General features: G+C 72.2%; 23 protein-coding genes. 14 read left to right on the top strand and 9 right to left on the bottom strand.

The window, feature by feature from the left end:
* Positions 1-248: 248 nt before the first annotated feature.
* Complete coding sequence (locus tag ADL29_RS26165) at positions 249-1,436, top strand: saccharopine dehydrogenase family protein (protein ID WP_053926048.1); 1,188 nt, start codon at positions 249-251, stop codon at positions 1,434-1,436.
* Between the two features lie 44 nt (positions 1,437-1,480).
* Here ADL29_RS26165 and ADL29_RS26160 read toward each other — a convergent pair whose 3' ends face one another.
* Complete coding sequence (locus ADL29_RS26160; RefSeq protein WP_053926047.1) at positions 1,481-2,203, bottom strand: endonuclease V; 723 nt, start codon at positions 2,201-2,203, stop codon at positions 1,481-1,483.
* Between the two features lie 221 nt (positions 2,204-2,424).
* Here ADL29_RS26160 and ADL29_RS26155 point away from each other — a divergent pair, with 221 nt between their 5' ends.
* The gene (locus ADL29_RS26155; RefSeq protein WP_053926046.1) at positions 2,425-3,846 is read left to right on the top strand and encodes an amidase; all 1,422 of its coding nucleotides are present in this window, start codon (positions 2,425-2,427) and stop codon (positions 3,844-3,846) included.
* A 27-nt stretch (positions 3,847-3,873) separates the two neighbouring features.
* On the top strand, positions 3,874-4,173 hold the full coding sequence (locus ADL29_RS26150) for a YciI family protein (RefSeq protein ID WP_053926045.1): 300 nt from the start codon (positions 3,874-3,876) through the stop codon (positions 4,171-4,173).
* Positions 4,174-4,375: 202 nt separating this feature from the next.
* Here the strand turns inward: ADL29_RS26150 and ADL29_RS26145 are convergent, their stop codons facing one another.
* Complete coding sequence (locus ADL29_RS26145) at positions 4,376-5,824, bottom strand: sugar porter family MFS transporter (protein WP_053926044.1); 1,449 nt, start codon at positions 5,822-5,824, stop codon at positions 4,376-4,378.
* Positions 5,825-6,184: 360 nt separating this feature from the next.
* On the opposite strand from ADL29_RS26145, the gene ADL29_RS26140 reads away from it, so the two are divergent.
* From ADL29_RS26140 to ADL29_RS26125, 4 genes are all read left to right on the top strand, one after another.
* On the top strand, positions 6,185-7,093 hold the full coding sequence (locus ADL29_RS26140; RefSeq protein ID WP_053926043.1) for an SIS domain-containing protein: 909 nt from the start codon (positions 6,185-6,187) through the stop codon (positions 7,091-7,093).
* Positions 7,094-7,152: 59 nt separating this feature from the next.
* Positions 7,153-8,046 (top strand): class II fructose-bisphosphate aldolase, encoded by an 894-nt coding sequence (locus ADL29_RS26135; RefSeq protein WP_053926042.1) that lies wholly within the window; start codon positions 7,153-7,155, stop codon positions 8,044-8,046.
* Between the two features lie 45 nt (positions 8,047-8,091).
* On the top strand, positions 8,092-8,919 hold the full coding sequence (locus tag ADL29_RS26130) for a DeoR/GlpR family DNA-binding transcription regulator (protein WP_053926041.1): 828 nt from the start codon (positions 8,092-8,094) through the stop codon (positions 8,917-8,919).
* Between the two features lie 280 nt (positions 8,920-9,199).
* Positions 9,200-9,511 (top strand): hypothetical protein, encoded by a 312-nt coding sequence (locus tag ADL29_RS26125; RefSeq protein WP_046924905.1) that lies wholly within the window; start codon positions 9,200-9,202, stop codon positions 9,509-9,511.
* 98 nt (positions 9,512-9,609) lie between these two features.
* On the opposite strand, the gene ADL29_RS26120 is transcribed toward ADL29_RS26125, so the two are convergent.
* Positions 9,610-10,236, bottom strand: a complete 627-nt coding sequence (locus ADL29_RS26120; RefSeq protein WP_046930527.1) for a TetR/AcrR family transcriptional regulator — start codon at positions 10,234-10,236, stop codon at positions 9,610-9,612.
* Positions 10,237-10,336: 100 nt separating this feature from the next.
* On the opposite strand from ADL29_RS26120, the gene ADL29_RS26115 reads away from it, so the two are divergent.
* Positions 10,337-12,097, top strand: coding sequence for an FUSC family protein (locus ADL29_RS26115; RefSeq protein ID WP_078971293.1), 1,761 nt, complete (start codon positions 10,337-10,339; stop codon positions 12,095-12,097).
* Between the two features lie 191 nt (positions 12,098-12,288).
* A complete protein-coding gene (locus tag ADL29_RS26110; RefSeq protein ID WP_046924907.1) occupies positions 12,289-12,795 on the top strand; it encodes a MarR family winged helix-turn-helix transcriptional regulator in 507 nt (168 codons plus the stop codon).
* Between the two features lie 62 nt (positions 12,796-12,857).
* Here the strand turns inward: ADL29_RS26110 and ADL29_RS26105 are convergent, their stop codons facing one another.
* The gene (locus tag ADL29_RS26105; RefSeq protein WP_053926040.1) at positions 12,858-13,184 is read right to left on the bottom strand and encodes a hypothetical protein; all 327 of its coding nucleotides are present in this window, start codon (positions 13,182-13,184) and stop codon (positions 12,858-12,860) included.
* A 193-nt stretch (positions 13,185-13,377) separates the two neighbouring features.
* Entirely contained in the window at positions 13,378-14,442 is a 1,065-nt protein-coding gene (locus ADL29_RS26100; RefSeq protein ID WP_053926039.1) for a WD40/YVTN/BNR-like repeat-containing protein, read from the bottom strand.
* Between the two features lie 407 nt (positions 14,443-14,849).
* On the opposite strand from ADL29_RS26100, the gene ssgD (ADL29_RS26095) reads away from it, so the two are divergent.
* Positions 14,850-15,263: a spore wall synthesis regulator SsgD gene (ssgD, locus tag ADL29_RS26095; RefSeq protein ID WP_053926038.1), complete on the top strand. Its 414-nt coding sequence runs from the start codon at positions 14,850-14,852 to the stop codon at positions 15,261-15,263.
* 24 nt (positions 15,264-15,287) lie between these two features.
* Here ssgD (ADL29_RS26095) and ADL29_RS26090 read toward each other — a convergent pair whose 3' ends face one another.
* Entirely contained in the window at positions 15,288-16,376 is a 1,089-nt protein-coding gene (locus tag ADL29_RS26090; RefSeq protein ID WP_157878582.1) for a barstar family protein, read from the bottom strand.
* A gap of 91 nt (positions 16,377-16,467) precedes the next feature.
* A complete protein-coding gene (locus ADL29_RS26085; RefSeq protein WP_053926036.1) occupies positions 16,468-17,088 on the bottom strand; it encodes a TetR/AcrR family transcriptional regulator in 621 nt (206 codons plus the stop codon).
* A 153-nt stretch (positions 17,089-17,241) separates the two neighbouring features.
* Here ADL29_RS26085 and ADL29_RS26080 point away from each other — a divergent pair, with 153 nt between their 5' ends.
* On the top strand, positions 17,242-17,760 hold the full coding sequence (locus ADL29_RS26080; RefSeq protein WP_053926035.1) for a PH domain-containing protein: 519 nt from the start codon (positions 17,242-17,244) through the stop codon (positions 17,758-17,760).
* Positions 17,757-19,340, top strand: a complete 1,584-nt coding sequence (locus ADL29_RS26075) for a PH domain-containing protein (RefSeq protein ID WP_053926034.1) — start codon at positions 17,757-17,759, stop codon at positions 19,338-19,340. Before ADL29_RS26080 ends, ADL29_RS26075 begins: the two co-directional genes overlap by 4 nt.
* Here ADL29_RS26075 and ADL29_RS26070 read toward each other — a convergent pair.
* The gene (locus ADL29_RS26070) at positions 19,327-20,241 is read right to left on the bottom strand and encodes an NADP-dependent oxidoreductase (RefSeq protein ID WP_053926033.1); all 915 of its coding nucleotides are present in this window, start codon (positions 20,239-20,241) and stop codon (positions 19,327-19,329) included. The genes ADL29_RS26075 and ADL29_RS26070 overlap by 14 nt on opposite strands.
* A gap of 180 nt (positions 20,242-20,421) precedes the next feature.
* Here ADL29_RS26070 and ADL29_RS26065 point away from each other — a divergent pair, with 180 nt between their 5' ends.
* Entirely contained in the window at positions 20,422-21,687 is a 1,266-nt protein-coding gene (locus ADL29_RS26065) for a LuxR C-terminal-related transcriptional regulator (protein WP_107095084.1), read from the top strand.
* Between the two features lie 152 nt (positions 21,688-21,839).
* The gene (ssgD, locus tag ADL29_RS26060; RefSeq protein ID WP_053926031.1) at positions 21,840-22,253 is read left to right on the top strand and encodes a spore wall synthesis regulator SsgD; all 414 of its coding nucleotides are present in this window, start codon (positions 21,840-21,842) and stop codon (positions 22,251-22,253) included.
* 58 nt (positions 22,254-22,311) lie between these two features.
* On the opposite strand, the gene ADL29_RS26055 is transcribed toward ssgD (ADL29_RS26060), so the two are convergent.
* Positions 22,312-23,085 carry a polysaccharide deacetylase family protein gene (locus tag ADL29_RS26055; protein ID WP_053926030.1) on the bottom strand — a complete coding sequence of 258 codons (774 nt, stop codon included), beginning with the start codon at positions 23,083-23,085 and terminating at the stop codon, positions 22,312-22,314.
* Positions 23,086-23,125: the final 40 nt, after the last annotated feature.

The following is a 23,125-nucleotide window of genomic DNA, read 5'->3' as shown; positions in this document are numbered from 1 at the left end:
CGGTCCGGTCCGGTCCGGGTGCGGGGAGGGTGACGGGCGGTTGCCCCGCCGGTTGTCCTGCAGTCGGGACGTGGGACGTGGGACGTCCTATGTCATGCTGAATCTGACCTCGCTCCTACGCCGTGTCAAGACCGCGCGCCACGAGGCGAACCGCCCGTTCGGATCACCAACGACATGGCCGGGGACCGTCATTGACGGGATGTCGGCGATGTGCCTAGGGTCCGGACCTCAGGTCGAGAGGATGCGCGATGCGACGGCAGGACACCTCCGGACGGGCCCATGACCTCGTCCTCTACGGCGCCACCGGGTTCGCCGGGGCGCTCACCGCCGAATACCTGGCCCGGCACGCCCCCGAGGACTGCCGCTGGGCGCTGGCCGGCCGCAACACCGCCAAACTGGAGCGGCTGCGCGACCGCCTGGCCGCCATCGACCCGGCCTGCGCCCGGCTCCCGCTGCTGCACGCCGACAGCGGCGACCCGGACTCGCTGCGCGCACTCGCCGCCGGCACCCGCGTGCTCGCCTCGACCGTCGGCCCGTATCTGCGGCACGGCGAGCCGCTGGTCGCCGCCTGTGCCGCGGCCGGCACGGACTACCTCGATCTGACCGGCGAGGCCGAGTTCATCGACCGGATGTATCTGCGCCACCACGAGACGGCCCGTGCGTCCGGCGCCCGCCTGGTCCACTCCTGCGGTTTCGACTGCATTCCGCACGACCTGGGGGTGCTCTACACCGTCGGCCTGCTCCCCGAAGGCGTACCGCTGCGCATCGACGGATTCGTCCGCAGCAACGCCACCGTCTCCGGCGGCACAGTGGCCTCCGCGCTGACGGCCGTCTCGCGCCCGCTGGCCATGGCGCAGGCCGCCCGCCGGCGCCGGGTGGCGGAGCCGCGCCCCGTCGGCCGTACGGTCCGGGCGCCCCTCGGCCCGCCCGTCAAGAGTGCCGAGACGCATGTCTGGGGCGTACCGCTGCCGACCGTGGACCCGCAGGTCATCGCCCGCTCGGCGGCCGCTCTCGACCGCTACGGGCCCGACTTCCGCTACCGCCACTACGCCGGGGTGCGGCATCTGCCGATCGCCGTGGGCGGGGCGCTGGGGGCGGGCGCGCTGGCCGTGCTCGCCCAGGTGCCGCCCGCGCGACGCTGGTTGGCGGGCCGCGTGGAACCGGGTGAGGGGCCGAGCCGGGAGCGGCGCGCCAGGAGCTGGTTCGCGGTGCGCTTCGTGGCGTCGGGCGGCGGGAAACAGGTGGTCACCGAGGTATCGGGCGGAGACCCGGGTTACGACGAGACGGCGAAGATGCTCGCCGAGTCGGCGCTCAGCCTGGCCTTCGACGACCTTCCGGCGACCGCCGGCCAGGTGACGTCGGCGGTCGCCATGGGGGACGCGCTGACAGCCCGTCTCCAGAAGGCGGGCATCACCTTCCGGGTGGTCCGGGGCTAGGGCCGGACGGGCCGCCGTCCGCGCCCGCGCCTGTGGCCACGGGTTCAGGCGCTCGCCAGCGCCCGCCGGCAGAGGGAATCGGCGGCCCGTGTCGTCTCCGGCAGGCGATATGCGGCCGCCAGATGCAGCGTGTGCGCACACGCCCGCTCGAGATCGACGCGGTGCCCCACGGAGACGAAGACCGGCTTGACGCCCTTCTGGGTACGCAGCGCACGCCCCACCTCCTCGCCGTCGTCACCGGGCGCGTCCCGGTCCAGCAGCGGGGAGGTCGCGCCACGCTCGGGGCCGGGCGGTTCGTACCGGAAGGTGAAGGGGTTCTTGGCGACCCCGATGGTCGGCAGGCCGGTCAGCACGCCAAGGTGGCTGGCCAGGCCGAAACGCCGCGGGTGCGCCTGCCCGTAGCCGTCGCAGACGACGAGGTCCGGGGTATGGGTGAGGCGGGTGAGGGCCTCGAGCACCGTGGGGATCTCGCGGAAGGCGAGCAGCCCGGGGATGTACGGGAAGGAGACCCGTCCGACGGCGGTGGCCTCGTCGACGACGGCGAGGGTGCGGGCGTCGAGGGCCACCGCCGCTGCGGCGACCACATCCCGCTCGTCGTCGTAGGCGACATCCACTCCGACCACCGTGCCCGCGAACCCCGGTTGCGGGCCAGGTTCATCGAGCCGCACATAGGGCCGCAGCCGGTCCTGGACGGCGCGCGCCTGGGCTTCGTCCGTCGGCCAGTGCCGCAGTTCGTCGTCGCACGAGAGGGTTCCGGGAAGGTCCATGGTGACTGTCACGCTACCGAACCGGTGATCGATGTATCCGGCCGCCGCCCCTTCCCTCACCCCACCTCGTCCCACGTCCCACGTCCCACGTCCCGCAACCCAGGACCACGTCCCACACCCCAGGTCCAGGTCCCACATCCCGCCTCCCTCGCACCGATCCGCCGAGGAATCCCCCACCCGGCACCCCGAGTTCCCGCCGCCCCTCCCCCCTGAGGACCGTCATGACCGACGCGCTCTGCTACCTGGACGCCACCGACCTCGCGGCCCGGCTGCGCCGCCGCGAGCTCTCCGCACGGGAGCTCGTACAGGCCCATCTGGACCGGATCGAGCAGGTCAACCTGGCCGTCAACGCCATCGTTACCCTCGACCCCGAGGGCGCGCTGGCCGAGGCCGCCCGCGCCGACGAGCGCCTTTCCCGCAGGTCCGACGTCCCACCTCTGCACGGTCTGCCGATCGCGTTCAAGGACACCCGTCTCACCCGTGGCATGCGCACGACGCACGGTTCACCGCTCTTCGCCGACCATGTCCCCGACGAGGACGACCTGCTGGTCGACCGGCTGCAGCGGGCCGGAGCGATCCGCCTCGGCAAGACCAACGTGCCCGAGTTCGCCGTCGGTTCGCACACCTTCAACCCCGTCTTCGGCACCACCCGCAATCCGTACGACACCACTCGCTCGGCGGGCGGCAGCAGCGGAGGCGCCGCCGCGGCGCTCGCGGCCGGGCTGCAGCCCCTGGCCGACGGCAGCGACATGGGCGGTTCGCTGCGCAACCCCGCGTCCTTCTGCAATGTGGTCGGGTTCCGCCCCACGCCGGGACGCGTCCCCTCCTACCCCGCCGTCAACCTGTGGGACACGCTGTCGGTCCCGGGCCCGATGGGCCGGACCGTCGCGGACACCGCGTTTCTGCTGTCGGCGATGGCCGGTCCCGATCCGCGCTGCCCCCTCAGTCTGGAAACGCCCGGCGCGGCCTTCCGTGTACCGCTCGACCGCGAGCTGCGCGGGCTGCGCCTCGCCTGGGCACCCGACCTGGGGGGACACGCCCCCGCCGACGCCGATGTACTCGCCGTTCTCGAAACCCAGTTGCCGGTCTTCACCGCACTCGGCTGCCACCTGGACCTCGCCTGCCCCGACCTCACGGGCGCCGACGAAGCCTTCCGTACGCTGCGGGCCCACAGCTTCGACCTGGCCTTCGGCGATCTGCTCGGTTCCGCCCGGCAGTCCCTCAAACCCAGCCTCGTCCGGAACATCGAACAGGGCCGGGACCTGACCACGGACGACCTCAACAGAGCCACCGTGGCGCGCAGCCGGCTGCATCTCGGCACGGTGGACTTCTTCTCCCGTTACGACCTGCTCCTCGCCCCGGTCAGCCAGGTGGCCCCCTTCGACGCGGAATGGGAGTACCCGAGGTCGGTCGCGGGCCGACCCACCGAGAGCTATCTGGACTGGATGCGCTCCGCCTACCTCATCTCCCTCCTGGGAGTGCCCGCGCTCTCGGTACCCGCGGGGTTCACGCCCGGCGGCCTGCCCATCGGGCTCCAGCTGATCGGCCCGCCGCGCGCCGATCTCGCCGTCCTCCGGGCCGGTCATGCCTACGAGAGCGCCACCCGGCATGGCAGGCGCCGCCCGGACCTGGCAACGGGGTGACGCGGCCGTGTTGTCTATATTGCCTGCATGTTCGTACTGGAACTGACCTACACCGCGCCCATCGAGCGCGTCGACGCCGCCCTGCAGGACCATGTGGCCTGGCTGAAGAAGCAGTACGCCGCCGGGCACTTCATCGCCGCCGGCCGCAAGGTCCCGCGCGACGGTGGCGTGATCATCGCCACCGGCTTGGACCGCGCCGCCGTCGAGCAGCTGGCGGCCGAGGACCCGTTCTCGATCGCCGAGGTGTGCACGTACCGGATCACCGAATTCGTGGCGACCACGACCGCACCGGCTCTGGAGGAGTACCGGGAACAGCTGCCGTCGTGAGGCACCGCCCCCGGGCCCCGGTGCCCGGGGCATCTCCGCTCGTCCCCCAGCTGGCCGCCGTACCTGCACGGCGGGGCGCCAGGCGTACGGGTCCGTGCCCGGTCACTGAGCCGTTCGGGCGAGCGCCCCGGTCCCATACGGACCGGCGTCGGCCGGCGGACGGGCGGGGGCTTGCCGGGGCGGGTGCCTGCCGGGCGGGTGATCAGAGGGCGGCCTCCGGTGCCGCTGCCGGGCCGGGGTCGGGGTCGGGGTCCGGGGTGGGCCAGCGGCCCCCGTTCCGCCAGTAGCCCTGGATCTCTTCCAGCTGGCGGCCCTTGGTCTCCGGCGCGTTGGCGGAGGCGAAGACGAGGGCGCAGAAGGCCAGGACGCCCAGCCCCGTGAAGGTCCAGGCCGCGCCCGCCCAGGCCATCAGGGTGGGGAAGAACTGGGCGATCAGGAGGTTGGCCACGAGGTCGGCGGTGAGCATCACCGATGCCCCGGTGGAGCGCAGCTGGGCGGGGAACGCTTCGCTCGCATAGACCCAGATCAGCGATCCGAAGCCGAAATTGAAGGCCGCGGTGAACAGCAGGATGGCGCTGAAGCCCACCCAGGTCGTGGCGCCGTGCAGATCACCCATGCTGAAGACGATGCTCAGGACGGCGAGCATGATGACCATCGTGCCGATGCCGGAGAGCAGGACCAGCCGGCGGCCGAGCCGGTCGATGACGAGGATGGCGAGGACGGTCGCGGCCAGTGAGGCGAGCTGCACGAAGGACGGCAGCAGGAAGTTCTGGCCGTTGCCGGTGAAGCCCATTTCCTCGAAGATCTGCGGGCTGTAGTACGTCACGGCGTTGATGCCGGTGATCTGGCAGAAGAACCCGAGCCCGACGACGAACAGCGTGGCACGGGCGTACGGCTTGCGCAGCAGCGACCTCGCCGAACCGCCGCTCTCCTCGGCGAGCGCGGCCGCCACGGCGGCGACCTCGGCACGCGCATCGGTGTCCGGGTCGGTCGTCGCCATCACCTCGACGGCTCGCTCCGTACGGCCCTTGAGCACATACCAGCGCGGTGTGTCCGGCAGCCGGAACAGCGGGATCATGACAAGCGCCGCGGGGATCGCGGAGAGGCCCAGCATCCAGCGCCAGTGGCCTCCGCCGGACAGCCCCCAGTTCACGAAATAGGTGAGGACGATGCCGGCGACGGTCGCCACCTGATAGGCGGCGACGGATGCTCCGCGGATGCGCGCGGGGGTCGATTCGGCGATATAGAGCGGGGCGGCCACGATCGAGATGCCGATGGCGGCGCCGAGCAGGAAACGGACCACATCCAGCACGACGACGTTGGGCGCCAGCGCGGAGAGCGCGACGAAGGCGGCGTACGAGCCGGCGACGATCAGCATCGCGGTCTTGCGGCCCAGGGCGTCCGCGAGCTTGCCGCCGATCAGCGCACCGACGATGGACCCGAACACCAAAATGCTGTTGACCAGGCCTTTTTCCGCCTCGGTGAGATGGAAGTCCCTACTGAGGAAGACCAGGGCGCCGGAAATGCTGCCCATGTCGTACCCGTAGATGACCCCGACGACCGCGCCGGTGAGCGCGAACAGTCTGCCGGTGCGGCGCGGGGACTTGGACGACGGTGGCTGGGGCGTCTCGGAGAGTGTGGCAATGGACATGGGGGAGTCCTTTGTGCGGCGAAGCGGCGGCCCTGCTGCCTGCTGCATGACTGATCTTGCGAGTATTCGGCGCAGTTCGCGCAGTTGTCAACAGATGCGAGGCGAGCCGGGTGCGTCGCCGCAGCCGCCCCTTACGGCCACCCAAACAGCTGCGTATGGCTCCTTTTCCCATGGTTCTTCACCACTCCCCCGCCGCCCCCTCTGCTGCGTCCACTCTTTCGAGGGATGGATCGTCGGCACGAACATGCGTACAGTCGATTGCAACGAAGCAGAAAGTTGCAAGATTGCGCAGTTCCAACCGGAAGCTCGGAGGATTGCGCAACGGCGGTTTCCAGATCACGGATCACGGGAGGGCGTGCAGTGAACGAGACCTCGTACATGGAGCACGAGCTGAACAGTCAGCCGGACACCTGGCGTGAGGCGGCACGGATCGGGGCGCTGACGGGTGGGCCGCTGCCCAAGGCCGGAGAGCGCGTGGCCGTCGTCGGCTGTGGCACCTCATGGTTCATGGCGCAGTCGTACGCCGCACTCCGCGAGGGCGCGGGACTCGGGGTGACGGACCCGTTCGCCGCTTCGGAGGCGTTCCTGGGCGCCGGCCGTGGCTATGACGCGGTGGTGGCCATCACCCGCTCGGGCACCACGACAGAGGTGCTGCGCGTGCTCGACTCGGTCAAGGGGCGGATCCCGACGGTGACGATCATCGGCGATCCCGAGACGCCGGCGGTCGCGATGTCCGACGAGACGGTCGCGCTGCCGTTCGCCGATGAGAAGTCCGTGGTGCAGACGCGGTTTGCGACGACGGCGCTGACGCTGCTGCGCGCGCACCTGGGCGAGGACGTCTCCCGGGCGGTGAGCGATGCGCAGGAGGCGCTGACCGCGCCGTTGGAGCAGGAGTGGGTGGACGCCGAGCAGTTCTCGTTCCTCGGCACGGGCTGGACGTTCGGGCTGGCGAACGAGGCGGCCCTCAAGATGCGGGAAGCCTCACAGAGTTGGACGGAGTCCTACCCCGCGATGGAGTACCGCCACGGCCCGATCTCGATAGCCGCTCCCGGCCGGGTGACGTGGCTGTTCGGGCCGACCCCCGCGGGGCTGGAGGCGGATGTGGTGCGGACCGGTGCCCGCTTCGTCCACCATGCGCGCGATCCGCTGGCCGATCTGGTGCTGGTGCAGCGGGTGGCGCTGGCCCGAGCCCGAGCACGCGGTCTGGACCCGGACAACCCGCGCAGCCTGACCCGTTCCGTGATGCTCGAGGCGCCTGCCGTGCCGTAGCCGCATCGCCGTCCTGCTCCGCCGTCAACTCGCCCAGCATGCAAGGGAGTCAGCATCCCATGCCCCTCGTTCCGACCTCATCCATCGTCGATACCGCGCGGGAGGCGCGGGTCGGTGCCGCGGCGTTCAACGTCATCCATCTCGAAACCGCCGAGGCGCTGGTCACCGCCGCCGAGCGCGCGGACGCCCCACTCATCCTGCAGATCAGCGAGAACTGCATCCGCTACCACGGCAGTCTGCTGCCCATCACCCGCGCCACCCTTGCCCTCGCCGAGTGCTCCGCCGCCCCGATCGCGGTCCACCTCGACCACATCACCGATGCGGAACTGGTCCACGAGGGCATCGCCGCCGGGGTGGGCTCGGTCATGGTGGACGCCTCGGCACTCCCCTACGAGGACAACGTCACCGCCACCGCCGAACTCACCGCCTGGTGCCACGACCGCGAGGTCTATGTCGAGGCGGAGCTCGGCGAGGTGGGCGGCAAGGACGGTGTGCACGCGCCCGGCGTCCGTACAAACCCGTCCGAGGCCCTGGCCTTCGTACGGGCAACGGGCGTGGATGCCCTCGCGGTTGCCGTCGGCTCGTCGCATGCCATGCACGAGCGCACGGCCGTGCTGGACAAGGACCTGATCGCGGAGCTGCGGACGGCGCTGCCCGTGCCCCTGGTACTGCACGGTTCCTCCGGAGTGCCGGATGACGAGCTCCGCCGCGCCATCGCGGCAGGAATGACAAAGATCAATATCTCCACCCATCTGGTGTCCGTCTTCACCCGCTCCATACGGCAGACCCTCGGTGCGAACCCGGCGCTCATCGACTCCCGCAAGTACGTCAAGCCGGCCCGGGAGGCGGTGGCCCAGGAGGCGGCGCGGCTGCTGGATGTGCTGACCGCTCCGGCGGCGGTGCCGGAGGAGCGCGCCGTCGGGGCCGCGGCCCCGGCCCCGGCCCCGGGGTGATGCCCGGCCGCACGGTGAGCGGTCGAAACGAATTAGGCTCGCGCCATGAAGCGCCATGAACGGATGAACGCACTGCTCGAGCTGCTCGGGGAGAGAGGCCGGGTGGACGTCGAGGAGGCGGCGACCGAGCTGGAGGTCTCGGCCGCCACGATGCGGCGCGACATGGATGTCCTCGCCGAGCAGCAGCTGCTGACCCGTACCCGGGGCGGGGCGGTGCTCAGCTCGGTGGCGTACGACCTGCCGATCCGGTACAAGCACGCCCATCGGTCCGAGGAGAAGGAGGCTGTGGCAAAGGCGGCGGCGAAACTGGTCGAGCGTGGGGACGTCGTCGGGCTGAGCGGTGGCACCACGACGACGGCGATCGCCCGGGTGCTGGCCACCCGGCCGGACTTCGCGGAGGCGGGTCCGCAGCCGCATCTGACGATCGTCACCAACTCGCTCAACATCGCCAATGAGCTGGCGGTGCGGCCGCAGATCAAGATCGTGCTCACCGGCGGGGTCGCGCACTCACGGTCGTTTGAACTGGTCGGCCCCTTCAGTGAGTTGGTACTGCAGCAGATCTCCATCGACATCGCCTTCATCGGGGCCAACGGCATGGATCCGGCGATGGGAGCCACGGTGCACGACGAGGCGGAGGCCCGAGTGAACCGCCTGATGGCGGAGCGGGCCCGGCGGGCCGTCGTCGTCGCGGACTCGTCGAAGATCGGCGAGCGCTGCTTCGCCCGGGTCGGCGACGCGGACGTCTTCGACACGTTCATCACGGACAACGGAGCCGAGGAGGCAACCCGCCGGGAGTTCACGGACCGGGGGCTGAAGGTCGTGACCGCGCGCCCGTCCGGCAGCGCCGGCTCCGGCACGGACACCGCACGCTGAGCCACGTGGGCGCACCGGCTCCATGTCGCGGTCGCGCCGCCCCCTCCGTTCTCGGCCGCCCCGTTCTCGGCCACCCCGTTCTCCGTCACCCTGTTCTCGGCCGTCCCGTTCCGGTTCCCGGAAAACGGACCCGGTCCGGTTCCGAAAGTGTCGCGCTTGTGCCTCCGTGCAGCGCCCAGGCTGAATTTCTTCTGGCCTGTATGGAGAATGGGGAATGAACGTGCGAAGGACGATCCCGCACAGCAAGCCTTCGCAGGGGTTTCCAACGGGGGAGAGACAGATGCGGAAGATCACCGCCATAGCCCTGGCAGCGGCGGCGGGAAGCGCCTCACTGACGCTGTCCACCGCCTCCGACGCGGCGGCGGCCGAGCGCCCGCCGCAGTGCGTCAAGGTACGGAAGCACCTGGTCAAGGGCCACTACCGCTATGTGAAGCTGACGAACCTGTGCAGCAAGCGCAAGGCGTGCTTCACGATCGTCATCCCGCACGCGAAGGACCCGAGCGGCAGCCTCCGCAAGGGCGAGACCAAGTACGTCCGCTACGGGACGACCTCGGTGCCGCGGGCGCTCTTCGTCCGGAACGACAACTGCTGAGCAGGAAGAACATGGCCCGCCGGCCTTCGCGGCGGCATGCGGGCGTAGTGGCGTAAGGACGTAACGGCAGGACGGCACCGGGCAAGCGGTGCCGCGGATCATCCCCGTACGGCAATGCCGTCCAGCACCATCGAGACGTACTGCCGCGCGATCTCCTCGGGTCGGTGCCGGCCTTCCGGGCGGTACCAGCTCGCGGCGACCCAGACGGTGTCGCGGAGGAACCGGTAGGTGAGCCGGATGTCGAGGTCGGCACGGAAGGCGCCGTCGGTCACCCCGCGTTCCAGGGTGCCCAGCCAGGCCTTCTCGAACTTGCGCTGAGAGTCGGTGAGATAGCCGAAGCGGGGCTGGGCGGCGAGCTGCCTGGCTTCCTTCTGGTAGATGGCGACCGCGGCGCGGTGCCGGTCGATCTCGCGGAAGGACTCGGTGACCAGGGCCTCGATGGTTTCCCTCGGGCCGAGACCGGCGGCGAGCACGGCGTCGTAGCCATCCCAGAGCTCGGTCAGGAAGGTGGAGAGAATTTCGTCCACCATCGATTCCTTGGAATCGAAGTGGTAGTAGAGGCTGCCCGCGAGCATTCCGGCCTCGTCCGCGATACGGCGGACGGTGGTGGCGTTGTAACCCTGCGCGGCGAACACCTCTGCCGCGATGGCCAGCAGCTCGCGGCGGCGCTCCGGGGACGCGCTCGCGGTCGTCGCGTTCTTCTTGTTCTTCTTGGCGGTTGGCACGCGGACATTGTCGCCGTCGGGCCGGGCCGGGGACCCCACGGGAGCCGGACTCGGCCCGGGCGCATATTTCACCAGTAAAACACCTGCTAATGTTTTGCTCATGGGGAAGCACGCCAAGCCCGCCGGGAACACCGGAAAGAGATGGACCACCGCACCCGATGGCGGAGTGCGGGCCCGTCCGCTGCCCGTCAGGAGCACCGTCCGGCTGCGCCGCCCCGTCGACATCTGGCACAAGCCGGCGCTCAGCGCGGTGGTGGCCATGGCGGTCCCCGATATCACGCTCTACGCCCTCGGCCGGCTGGATCTGATCCTCTACACCTCGGCCGGGTCCCTGTGTGCCCTGTACGCGCACGGCCTGCCGTACGCCGCCCGCGCCCGCACGCTGCTGTGGGTGGTCCTGGGCATGGTCGCAAGCCTCGGCATCGCGCTGACCGCCGCGTCGCTGATCCCCTCGGCCGCCGTGCTCGTCGTCCTCGCCTCGCTGCTCGCCGCCGCGCACAAGATGGCGTGCGAGGCGACCCGCATCGGGCCGCCGGGGAATCTCATCCTGACCTTCGTCGCCGCCTCGGCGTTCTTTGTGCCGCAGCGCCTCGGGCAGGTTCCGGTGCACCTGGCCCTGGCGCTCGGCACCGGCGGTCTCGCCTGGCTGGTGTGCATGGCGCCGGGGCTGGTGCGCCCGCGGGGGCCGGAGCGGATCGCCGTCGCGCGCGCCCTGGAGGCGGCGGCCGCGCTGCTGCGCACGCGAGCGGGCGCCGGCGACACCGAAGCAGTGGCACACGCGCGGCATGCGACCGCGGCCGCCGTGAACGCCGCCTGGCACACCCTCTTCCTCGTCCCGGTGCGTACCCCGGCCCGGACCGCGGCGGGCGCCGGCCCGGAGCGGTTCCTCGTACGGGCGGAATCGGCGCTCGGCGGCGTGGACGGGGAAGCGCACCCGGAGGCCGAGGCCGAGCGGCTCCGCGGGTGGGCCCGTGAGCTGCGGCGGGGCGGACCGCTGCCCGAAACCGCGGCGGCCGGGGGCGAGTCGCTCCCCGGCCCTGATGAGGCGGCCCCACGGCATCCCGTACCCGGCCGTCCCGGCGGGTTGCGGGCGGTGCGGGCCCGGCTGGCGCCCGGATCGCCGTTGCTGCCGATAGGTGCGCGGGTCGCGGCGGGGTGTGTGCTGGCCGGCTGGGCCTCGATGGCGGTCGGTGTCGGGCACCCCTACTGGGCCGTGGTCACCGCGGCCTCCATCTACCAGGCCAACACCACCCTCTCCTGGCAGCGCGCCCTGCAGCGCACGGTCGGCAATCTGCTCGGTCTGCTGCTGTTCTCCGCGCTGCTGCCGCTGATCCGCACCGGGCCGCTCGCCATGATCGCGCTCGCGCTGGCCTTCCAGTTCGGCGCCGAGGCGTGCATCACGAGGAACTACTGGCTGGGTTCGGTCTGTGTCACGCCCATGGCACTTCTGCTCACCGGATTCGGCGCCCACCTGCCGGCGGCAACGCTGGTCGGCGACCGCTGGACCGACACCGTGGTGGGCGCGGCCGTGGGCCTGGCCTGCTGTGTGCTGGTCACCAACCGGCGCGCCGCCGACCGTATCGACATCGCTCTGGAGCGGGTGGCGGCCGCGGAGTCCGCGGCGCACCGGTTGCTGGCCGCGGCGCCCGCGCCCGGGCCGGAGGATGCGCGGGAGACCGGCTGGGCCCGCGACCGGCTCGTCGGCTGCCTGGTGGAGCTGCGGGAGGCGGTCGATGTCGCGGCCGGTGAGTGGTGGCAGCGGGCGCTTCCGGAGGAGCGGATCGCCCACGCCGAGCAGCGGGGCCATCGCGCCCTGGCCGGTCTCGTACAGCGGCACTCGGCGCCCGCGCTGGCGGCCTGACGGTCCGCCCGGCGGCCGACACCGCCCGGCGGCCACCGCCACCGCATGTCGGGCAGCCCGCGGCAGGCACAATTGGCCCCGTGAATGCCCGCTGTCGGGTCCGCGGTCGGAGCCGGGGCCCTGGCCGGGCCGTGGCAGGGGTCATCAGGGCCGTACGGGAAGCGGTACGGCAGGTCGAGAGGAGAGCGCGGGTGGCCGAGGACATCGTCGCGGGGGTGCTGCGCCAGTGGCAGCAGGTGCACCCCGGGCTGGACACCGGCCCGATGGCGGTGATCGGACGGCTCAACCGGTGTGCCGCGCTGTTGCAGCAGGCGGCCGACGCCCCGCTGCGGCGGGCCGGGCTCACCCGCCCCGAGTTCGACATCCTCGGCACGCTGCGCCGGATGGACCGCGAGCTGACCCCCGGCCGGATCGCCCGCGAGACCTTCGCCTCCGGGGCCGCCGTCACCAAACGCGTGCGCCAGCTGGAGGCACGCGGCCTGATCGCCCGCCGCCCCGACGACCGGGACCGCCGTGTCGCCCATCTCTCCCTGACCGACGAGGGCCGCGAGACCATCGACCGGCTGCTGCCCGAACAGCTGCGGTACGAGGCGGCTTTGCTGGCCGGCATCGGCGATGAGCGGCAGGAGGAACTCTCGTCGGCGCTGGGTGAGTTGCTGGTGGTGCTGGAGGGGCGGCTCGGCAGCCTGATGGAGTGAGGCCGCGGGCCGGATGCCTGGGCATGGCCCCGGGCCGACGCCCATGCGGCGGAGTCGGTCGCTTACTTCGGGAACGGCTCGTCGCTCCACCGGAACCACGCCGCATCGCCCTCGATATGCAGCAGGAATTCGGCCACCGGGCCGGCTCCCGGAGCCACCAGCCGTACGCCGTCGGAGGCCCGGCCATAGGCGTCTTCCCAGGCCGACAGGTCGTCGTCGAGGGTGTCGATGAGTTCCAGTTCGCGCGCGAAATGCGGCTGCAGCTCCGGGTAGGCGGGGCCGGGGGCGAACCGCCCGTTCAGCCAGGGGAAGTTGGCCTCCGTCACCGTGATCTCCCCGACCACTTCCGTCCCCCGCTCCACGCGCCACACCTCGCCGATGAACGGCATTGCCGCCTCCCCTTGGTCGTGCCCTTGGTCATGCGTGACACGCGCGGCGCGCCCCGCAGACGGCGCGGGGGTGCGCAGGACGCGTGACGGTCGGACGACAGGATCGCAGACCGGGCAGTCGCGGGCGGGCGGTTTCGGGCGGGCGGTTTCGGGCGGGCGGGTTTCGGGGCGGAGGCACGGAGGGCGGTTCCGGTCACGGCTCCAGACGCGCGATGCGGCCCTTTTCGCCGGCGGCCCAGCAGGCCAGGTCCGGGGCGCAGTCGACGGTGTCGTACGAGCCGCGGTCGAAGGTGTGCCAGGTGCGGCCGCCGTCGGCGGTGAGGTCGCTGCCGGACGGGCCGACCGCCAGGGCGGTGTGCCGGGAGTACGGCAGCCAGGCGGCGCCCGAACGGTAGGCCGCCGGGGGCGTGGCGGACGGGGCCCAGGTGGTGCCGCCGTCGGCACTGACCGCGGCGGCCCGCGGTGAGGTCTGGTCCGGGCGGTAGTCGCCGCCGACCGCGAGGCCGTGGGTGCGGTCGCGGAAGGCGAGGGCGAAGACGCCGCGGGCCGGATCGCCCGCCGGGACGGGAGTTTCGGCGGCCGTCCAGGTGCGGCCGCGGTCGGTGGTGTGCAGGACCCGGGCGCGGTCCGCGCCGCCGGTGGCGATCCAGGCGTCGCGGCGGCCGGCGGAGACCAGGCACTGACCGCTGGCGGCGAATGCGGCCTCGCCCTTGCGGGCCGGGGGCATTCCGCTCGACGGCAGCACCTGCCAGCTGCGGCCGCCGTCGGCGGTGGACAGGATGCGGTACTTGCCGTCGACGGGGTCGCCGAGCGCGAGGCCGTGGTGACGGTCGAAGAAGGTGAGGCAGTCGTAGAAGGCGCGCGGGTCGGTGTTGCGGAAGCTCTCGGTCCAGGTGGCGCCGGCGTCGTCGGTGCGCAGGACCCGGGAGGCCTCGCCCTCGCCGATCGCGAGGACGACGGCGCGGCGGGCGTCGAGCACCTCGATGTCGCGGAACTCCAGGGCCCCGGCGCCGCGCGGCGAGACATCGCTCCAGTGCCTGCCGCCGTCGCGGGTGCGCAGCACGGTGCCTCCGGTGCCCGCGACCCATGCGGTCGTACGGCTGACGGCCGCCAGTCCGCGGAACCGGGCGGTGGTGGTGCTGCTGGTGGCGTTCTTGAGGTTCCAGTGCCAGTGGGCGGCCGGTTCGCCGTCCCCCCGTGGGGGCGCAGCGGCGGCCGGGGCGGCGGTCGGCGCGGCGAGTGACGCTGCACCGGCCATCGCCGTCGCCACCCTCACGGCCCATCCCCAGGTGCCCCGTCCCCCGCTCTTCCCCCGCCATAAGCGCCCGGCACGCCGCATTCGCCCCACCCGTCCCGCTCGTATGCCCACGGATCCCAGGCCCTCCCGGCCTCATCGCGCTGGAAGCTAGCCCAGCACGAGAGCGCCGTCCAGGACCGGACCGCAACTCCGCCCGGAGAACGGCGGTTTACCACTGCGCGGATGCGCGCCCACAGGTTCGGACCTTCGCGGCAATGCTTGCATTTCACATGCGTAAAGCGGGCATATCCTCGCATTCAAAGCCTGGTGACGCAGGTCACGCAGGAATCCGATGCACGGCGGCGATGACCTGCGCGTCCTAGTGGTTGTACAGACAAGAAACCAGACCGAACGTAAGGGAGCCGGCGATGCCCACCGTCATCGAACAAGCCGTTCAGGCCCGTCTCATCGCGACCGCACCGCAGTCGCGCGTGATTCCGGCAACCCTTCGCTACGGGCACACCGACCCGTTCGCGGTGCACGTGGTGTTTCCGCCCGCCGCCTCGCTGGACGGTGTCGAGGTGGCATGGACCTTCGGGCGCGATCTGCTGGCGGAGGGCCTGCGGCGGGCATCCGGAGCCGGTGATGTGCACGTCTGGCCGTGTGGCATCGACGGCGTCGTGGTGGAGTTCCACACGGCCGACGGGATGGCGCTGGTGCAGTTCGAGGCGCGGGATCTTCGGCTCTTTCTCGCCCGGACGTATGCGGTGGTCGAGAAGGGCGACGAGGCACGGCATCTGGACGTCGACGCCGATCTCGCCGCCCTGTTGCGCGAGGCGTAGGAGCAGTACGGGCCCGAACTGCCGTCAGCGCAGGAGGACTTGGCACCCGTGCTGGTTCAGTGTCCCGATGGCCTCGGCGCAGAAGTCGTACGGTTCGCCGTCCGGGCTCAGGATCCGGCCCAGGTGGCGGCGGGCGACCTCGTGGTGGTGCCAGATGAGCGTGAAGGGGACGGCGGCCCCGAAGCCGCCGCACAGGCAGTCGGCCAGTGCGGCCGTGCAGCGGCCGAAGTACCCGCCGGGCCCGTTGACCGCCTCGCCGATGGCCAGGTAGAAGCCCGGCTCGTCGGTGATGTACCGGCCGTCGAGGTGGTACTCGCGGCCCGCCGGGGCGTCCCGGGCCGGGCGGCGGTGATACGCGGCCACCCGCTCCAGCCAGAGCTCGCGCCGCTCGGTGTCGTAGGCCGCCCAGAGGTTGGGGGCGGCGGGCGGGCCGTCGTACCAGCGCTGCCACAGGGGGCGGGCGGCGAGTGGGGGCGGCTCCCACAGGCCCTCGGCCAGGACGATGTCGAGCAGCCCGGCCCCGAGGGCGGACGGGCGCGACGATACGGCCTCCACCGGCACTCCCCAGCAGCTGACGGTCTCCCTGCCCTGCCGGTCCAGGATGTTCAGGTAGGCGCTGCCGAGGCGTCGCCGGCGGGGGCTTTCCGCCGCGAGGGCCGCGGTGAGGGCGGGGCCGGGCGCGCAGCCGAGCAGGGTGAAGGGGGCGGGGCCGGGTGCGTCCGCCGGGACGATTTCGGAGAAGTCCCGGGAACTTCCCAGCCAGGTGAGGCCGTTGTGTATGCGTACGCCGGACGCCAGATAGGGGTCGTCCGGGGTGAGGTAGTCGTCCTCGACCGCTTCGAGGACGACGTCGACGAGGGCGGGGTCGTAGCGGTCCGGGCGGTGGCCGATCACGCGGGCGTTGCGCAGGGGCCAGGCGTCGAGGCGCTCCGAGCCGGGTGGGCAGCCGTCGCCGGGGCGGGGCCGCACCCACAGGTCACCGAGGCGGGCGGCGGTCGCTCCGGCGGCGAGGGCGCGCAGGGCGGTGCGCAGCGGTCCCCGGGGCGCGCAGCCGAGCAGTTGGTACGTGGCGGGGCGCGGATCGGCGAAGAGGCCGGCGACCTCGGCGCTCACGCCCAGCACCTGGTCGTCCTCGTCCGCAACGAGCGCGAAGGCGGGCGGGCGGGGCTGCTTGATGCCGGCCGGCCAGGTGTGGGCCGGGAGGTCAGTGGTCAGGGTCCGTCTCCTTGCGGTCGAAGAGGTTGGCCAGCTGCAGATCCATCAGGCGCATGGCCTGCTCGGGGCCGTGGACGTCCAGGAGGACGTAGGTGGAGAGGCCGTCGGCCAGGCTGATCAGCAGCATTGCCTCGTCCTCGGTGGCCCGGCCGGGCGGGAGTTCGCCGCGCTCCTCGGCGCGGCGCAGCTGGTCGGCGAAGAAGGCGCGGAGCTTGGGGATGCCGTCCTTGGCCTCGGCGCGCAGGGTCTCGTCGTGGACGGCGCGGTGGAAGTAGGCCGCGCCGACGAGCGTGCCGGTGCGGCTCTCCGGGTCCAGCGGCAGCATCCCGGACAGACAGGCCCGCAGCACCTGGCGCGGTGTGGGCTCTCCCTCGAGCGCCTCGATGCGTGCGCGGATCCGCTGGTTGGCCAGGCGGTTGATGTGCTGGAGGGCGAAGGCGAGCATCTCGTCCTTGGTGCGGAAGTAGTGCTGCAGCCGACCGAGCGAGATGCCGGCCTCGGCGGCGACATCGCGCAGGCTCGCACCGTCCAGCCCCCGGGTACCGGCGATCCGCCAGAGCGCTTCGGAGATCTCCTGGCGTCTGGCTTCGTGGTCCACCTTCTTGGGCACGGACGGCCTCCCTTCCTCTCATACGCCGTCAGGGGCGCCCGGCCACGGCCGTTGACTTCGCTGTTCGTTTTGACAAGTCGCTTTTACAAGTCGCTTGTACCGTTATAACGTATCGCCACTCAATACAGTTGACTTGGAAACCGGGGGTCCCGCATGCCCGACCACACCACCCCGCTGCTCCGCCCGCCCCGCCATCGCGTCGATCCCCGAGCCCGCCGCTGGTGGACCGTGCAGGCGCTGCTCACGGTCAGCGGGCCGATGCTGCTCACCGCGCTCGTCCTGGCGGTGCTCAGCGTGCTGTTCTTCCCTGGCGCGCTGCCCTGGCTCGGGCCGCTGCTGCTGGTCGCGCTCGTCCTGCCGGCCCTCGGCTATCTCGTGGTCATGCCGCGGTGGCGGTATGCGGTGCACGCCTGGGAGCTGGGCGAGCGTGCGGTCTATGCGGCGGGCGGCTGGTTCTGGCAGAAGCGGCGGATCGCGCCGCTGTCGCGGGTGCAGACCGTGGACACCGTGCGCGGGCCCGTACAGCGGCGGTACGGGCTGGCGACGGTGACCGTCACCACCGCCTCCACCGCGGGCGACATCAAGATCGCGGGACTGTCGGACGCGAGGGCCGAGGAACTGTCGCGGCGGATCGGCGAAGTCGCCCAGACCGTACCGGGGGATGCCGCATGAACGGTCCCGACCCCTTCCCCTGGCGCCGCCTCGACCCCCGCACGCTGCTGGTGCACTGCGGCTGGATGGCCGCCCCGCTCGGCTCTCTGGCACTGACCGCGCTGGCCACCGGGGGCCGGATCACCACCGAGGCATGGATCACCCTGATCGCCCTCGGCGCCTCCTTCGCCGCGGTGACCCTGGCCGGTCTGGTCCGCTGGGCCCGTACCGACTTCCGGGTCACCGCAGACAGCTTCGAGGTGCGCAGCGGACTGCTGACCCGGCGGCTGCGCAGTGTGCCGCTGCACCGCATCCGCACCGTGGATCTGACGGCGACTCCGCTGCACCGGGTGCTGGGCGTCACCGTGCTGCGGGCCGGCACGGCGGGCTCGGGCGAGCGTGGCGGCGAGCTGTCGCTGGAGGCGCTCAGGGTCGCCGAGGCCGACCGACTGCGCGCCGAGCTGCTCGCCCGCGCCGGTGCCGGCGCCGGTACCGAGGACCCGGTGCTCGCCCGCATCAGCTGGCGCTGGCTGCGCTACGCGCCGCTGACCTTCTGGGTCGTCGGCGGGGTGTTCGTGGCGGCCGGATCCGCCTACCGGGCACTGGACGGTATCGGCATCGAGCCCTGGAAGATCGGCTTCGTCCAGCGGGCCTTCCTCGAATTCGGCGACAGCATGCTGTGGCTGACGATCCCGGCCGCACTGCTCGCGGTCCTGGCCCTCGGCTCGGTCGGCGCGATCATCCTCTACGTCGAGAACTGGTGGCAGTACTGCCTGGAATGGACCGACACACAGACGCTGCGGGTGCGCCGGGGACTGTTCACCACCCGCTCCGTCACCATCGAACGGGCCCGGCTGCGGGGCGTGCTGCTGCGGGAGCCGCTGCTGCTGCGCGCCGGTGGCGGCGCGCTGGTCCGCGCGGTGGCGGGCGGTCTCGGCAACCGCGAGGAGAACCGCCGCCGCAGCGCGCTGATGCCGCCGGCACCCCGACGGGATGCCCTACGGGTGGCGAGCGGCGTCCTGCGGACGCCTCAATCCCCTTTCGCCGCATCGGAGTTGACGCCCCATCCGCGGGTGGCCCTGCGCCGGCGGCGGGTGCGGGGGCTGCTCTTCGCGGTGCTCCCCGGCACCGTCGTCCTCGTCGTGCTCGGTGCCGTACTCCGGGGTGTTCTCGGGGACTCGGGCACGCGCGTCCTGCTGCACTGCGCGTGGATCTACGCCGTGGTCACCACGCTTGTCGTGCTGTGGCTGGCGCGGGACGCATACCGCAGTCTCGGCCACGGGATACACGGCCGCCATCTGGTCATCCGCTCCGGCACCTTCAGCCGCGACACCCTCGCCCTCCAGCGCGACGCGATCGCGGCCTGGACGTTCACGACCTCGCCGTTCACCCGGCGGGCCGGGCTTGTCACCCTGACCGCGGCGGTCTCGGCGGGCGAGGACGGCTACCGCCTCCCCGACCTCGCCGCCGGCACCGCCCCGGCCCTCGCCGCGGCGGCCGCCCCGGGGATCCTGGAGGAGTTCCTGGTGCAGCCCGGAGCGGTGCCGCCCGGGGAGGCGCCCCCCGGACGGCACCGGGCGGATCCGCTCAGATCTCGATGACCAGTTTGCCGCGCACATGCCCCGCCTCGCTCAGCTCCTGCGCCCTGGCGGCGTCGGCGAGCGGGAAGGTCCCGACGACCGGCACGGTCAGCCGGCCCTCGACGGCCAGGCGGGCCTGCGCGGCCAGCCAGGCACGGACCGTCTCCGGGGGCGTACCGCCCGCGGAGAACGGCACCCCGTGCTCGGCGGCGTGGGTATCGGCGATGGTGACGATGCGGTCGGCCGTCCCGCCGCGCAGCGCGATCGACGCCGGCAGCGCATCGTGGCCGGCCGCGTCGAAGACCGCGTCGATGCCCTGCGGCGCGGCCGCCCGCACCCGGTCGGCGAGACCGTCGCCGTACGCCACCGGTACCGCACCCAGCGCGCGCAGGAAGTCGTGATTGGCCGGGGACGCCGTACCGATCACGGTGGCGCCCAGGGCCACCGCGAGCTGTACAGCCACCTGCCCGACCGCGCCCGCCGCGCCGTGCAGGAGGAGCGTCTCGCCGTCCTTCAGGCCGAGCGCGTCGAGAACGCGCTGGGCGGTCTCACCGGCGACGGGCAGCGCCGCGGCGGCCGCGAAGGAGAGCTCGGCGGGCTTACGGACGATGTCCCCCGCGATGGCGTACTCCGCGTACGCCCCCGTGCTGGTCCAGCCGAAGACCTCGTCGCCGACGGCCAGATCACGGACGCCGTCGCCGAGCGCGTCCACCACCCCGGCGAACTCCAGGCCCGGGACGGCGGGGAACGTCGTCGGGTAGTACTGCTCCACCCATCCGTAACGCCGCTTGTAGTCAAGGGGGTTGACGCCGACCGTCACCACCTTGACCCGTACCTCGCCCGGCGCGGGCTCCGGCTTGCCGATGTGCCCGTAGGTCAGCACCTCCGCGCCGCCGAAGGTGTTGTAGGTGATCGCTCGCATGATGTTCTCCCCGTTCGATGCGTTGGAAACAGTTGGAAGCAGTTGGAAGCAATGGGATGGCGATGGGATGACGGTTTCAGCCTGGTCCGTACGCAGGGCCTCGGCGGCCGGTCATCGGGCCAGTCCCGCCTGTCCGAACGGCCAGCCAGCGCGCCGGGCCCCCTGGCTAGGCTGCACCGCATGGAGTTGACCGGACCCGGAGCAGTGCCCGCCCTCGCCGCCGCCTACGAAGTGATCCGCCGGCCGCTGGGCCGGATCCTGCCCCGGTTGTCCGAGGTCCTGGCCGGGCCGGTCCCGCACCTCGCGGCGGCCGAACTGTCCACGCACTGCGCGCACTCACCGTTCAAGACGCACGGCGACCCGGAGATCACCGGCCGTCTCGGCACCGCCGACCTGGCGCCGCTGCTCGCCTCGGGCACCCCGGGCCGGCCGTGGCAGGGCGTCCTCTCCGTCGCCGGAGCCGAGCGGCCGGTGCTCGCCGTGACCAGCGACGCGACGCCGCGGGGTGCGGTTCTGCTGCTCGTACGCGAGACCGGCGCCACCCCCGCCGACGCGTCGGCCGTCACCCTCGCACAGGCCCTGTGGGACGTGGTGACCAGCCATTTCGACCGGATGGCGACGGAGGCGCTGCCGGGTGCGCTGGCCCGTTCGCGGACCGCCGCCGGGACGCGGGCGCGGGTGATCGCCGAACTGGGCGAGACCTACTCGGCCGTGCTCACCGGGCTGCTGGGGGTGCTGCGCAGCCGGACGCTGGACGATGCGGCGGCCCGCGCCACCGCCACGGATCTGGCCGTCTCGGCGCTGGTGGAGCTGCGGGCGGATGCGGAGCGGGACCAGGCGATCGCCGAGGAGCCGGCCGGGCAGGCGTTCGCCCGGCTCGCCGACTCGCTGCGGCCGCTGGTGCGCTACAGCCCCGTACGGCTGGAGCTTGGCGCACCGGACACCGCGCGGACGCTGGCCGCCGATGTGGCACACACGGCGCGGGCCACGGTCCGGGCAGTGCTGCTGAAGGTACTGGAGCAGGAGGCGGTGAGCCGCGTCCACGTCGGCTGGCAGCTCACCGACGGGGAACTGCGGGCGACAGTGCGCGACGACGGGCCCGGCACCCTCACCGAGCGCGCCCTCTCCCCCGGTCTGCTCAGGGAACGGCTCGACGTCCTGAACGGTCGGCTCGACGTCGATGCGGTGCCCGGCTGGGGATCCACGGTGACCGCGGCCATCCCGCTGAGCGCCGCCCAGGACCCGGCGCCCGATCCGCTCACCGCCCTGGGCGAGCGGGAGTTGCAGGTGCTGGCGCGGCTGGCGCTCGGGCACCGTAACCGGGCGATCGCGGAGGAACTGCACATCAGCCAGTCGACGGTGAAGTTCCATGTCGCGAACATCCTGACAAAACTGGGGGTCGGGTCGCGGGGCGAGGCGGCGGCGCTGTTCCACACGGCGGCGTAGGGCATGGCGGCGCGGTGGCCCGGTGACACGACACGGGGAAACGTGACGTACCTCACACAGATCGCACCGCCGTCCCATGCACGGCCCTCGTCCGCCCGGCGTCCTACTGGTTGAGCCGTCTCGACGACCGCCCGCCGTGAGGGAGCAGCGCGATGCCCAGCGTCATCGACCAAGCCGTTCAGATCCGTCTCCTCGCGACCGCCTCCGGCCCGCACGCGGTGCCGGCCGTGCTGCACTACCGGCCCGCCGACCCGCTCGCCGTACGGATGTCGTTCCCGCCGGAGATCTCGCTGGACGGGGCGGCGGTGGACTGGGCGTTCGCGCGGGAGCTGCTGGCCGAGGGGCTGCGCGGGCCGGCCGGGCGGGGCGATGTGCGGGTGCGGCCGTCGGGGCCGGACCGCACGGTGATGGAGTTCCACGCGGACGAGGGCATCGCCATGGTGCAGCTGCGGACCGCGGACGTCCGGCTGTTCCTGGCGCGCTCCTACGAGGCCGTGCCCGCGGGCCGGGAACAGACGCAGCTCGCCGTCGAGCGCGGCCTGGCGGAGCTGTTCGGCGCGGCCTGAACGCGTGCGGCCGGGGGCTCCCGAAAGCCGCCCCCGGCCCGCACCATGACCGGTACCGCTACCGCTGCGGGAACCCGAACCCGTACCCGTCCTGCTTCATCCACGGCAGCAGCCGGTCCAGCGACTCGACCGTCAGGGCGCGGTTGCCGCCGCCGTCGTGGAAGAGCACGGTCGGCCCGTTGGACAGCTCCCCGCGCACCCGCAGTTCGATCGCCCCGACACTGCCGCTCTCGAAGTCCTTGCTGTCGACGTTCCAGCCCAGCGGGCGCATCCCGTGGTCCGCGGCGAGCTGCCGGCTGTACGGGGTGAAGGCGCCGCCGGGGGCGCGGTAGTACTCCACCTTGGCGCCGCCCGCCGCCTTCTCGATCATCTTCTGGGCCTCGAGTATCTCCTGGGACTGGTAGCTCTCGGGGCGGTGGTCCATACCGGTGTTGTGGCTCACGCTGTGGTCGCAGAGCTTGTGGCCGCCGGCCACCACCTGCTTGACGATGTCGGGGTGGGCCGCGGCCTGCGGGCCGATCATGCAGAAGGTGGCCTTGACGTCGTGCTTCTTCAGGACCTCCAGCACCTTCGGGGTCCAGACCGGGTCCGGGCCGTCGTCAATGGTGATGTTGAGACTGCGCCCGGGGCGGTCGGAGGCATGCACGATCGACGACTTCACCTTGACGGGACGGGCCGCCTGCCGGCCCTTGCCCGCGTCGACGGTGTCGGCGCTGGCCTGATCGGTGCCACCGAGCTGGGTGAACGCCACAATCCCCACGGCGGTCAGTGACACGGCCGCCGCCGCGACCACTCCGATGATCCCGCCCTCGATGCCGAAGCGCCGTGCCATGTGAATCCCGTCCCTCACCCGAAGCTCGTGTGCACAGCGA

The organism is Streptomyces chattanoogensis (genome assembly GCF_001294335.1).
Classification (GTDB): Bacteria; Actinomycetota; Actinomycetes; order Streptomycetales; family Streptomycetaceae; genus Streptomyces; species Streptomyces chattanoogensis.
The sequence above is the reverse complement of the archived record's forward strand: the minus strand, read 5'-3'. Positions and strand labels throughout refer to the sequence as shown.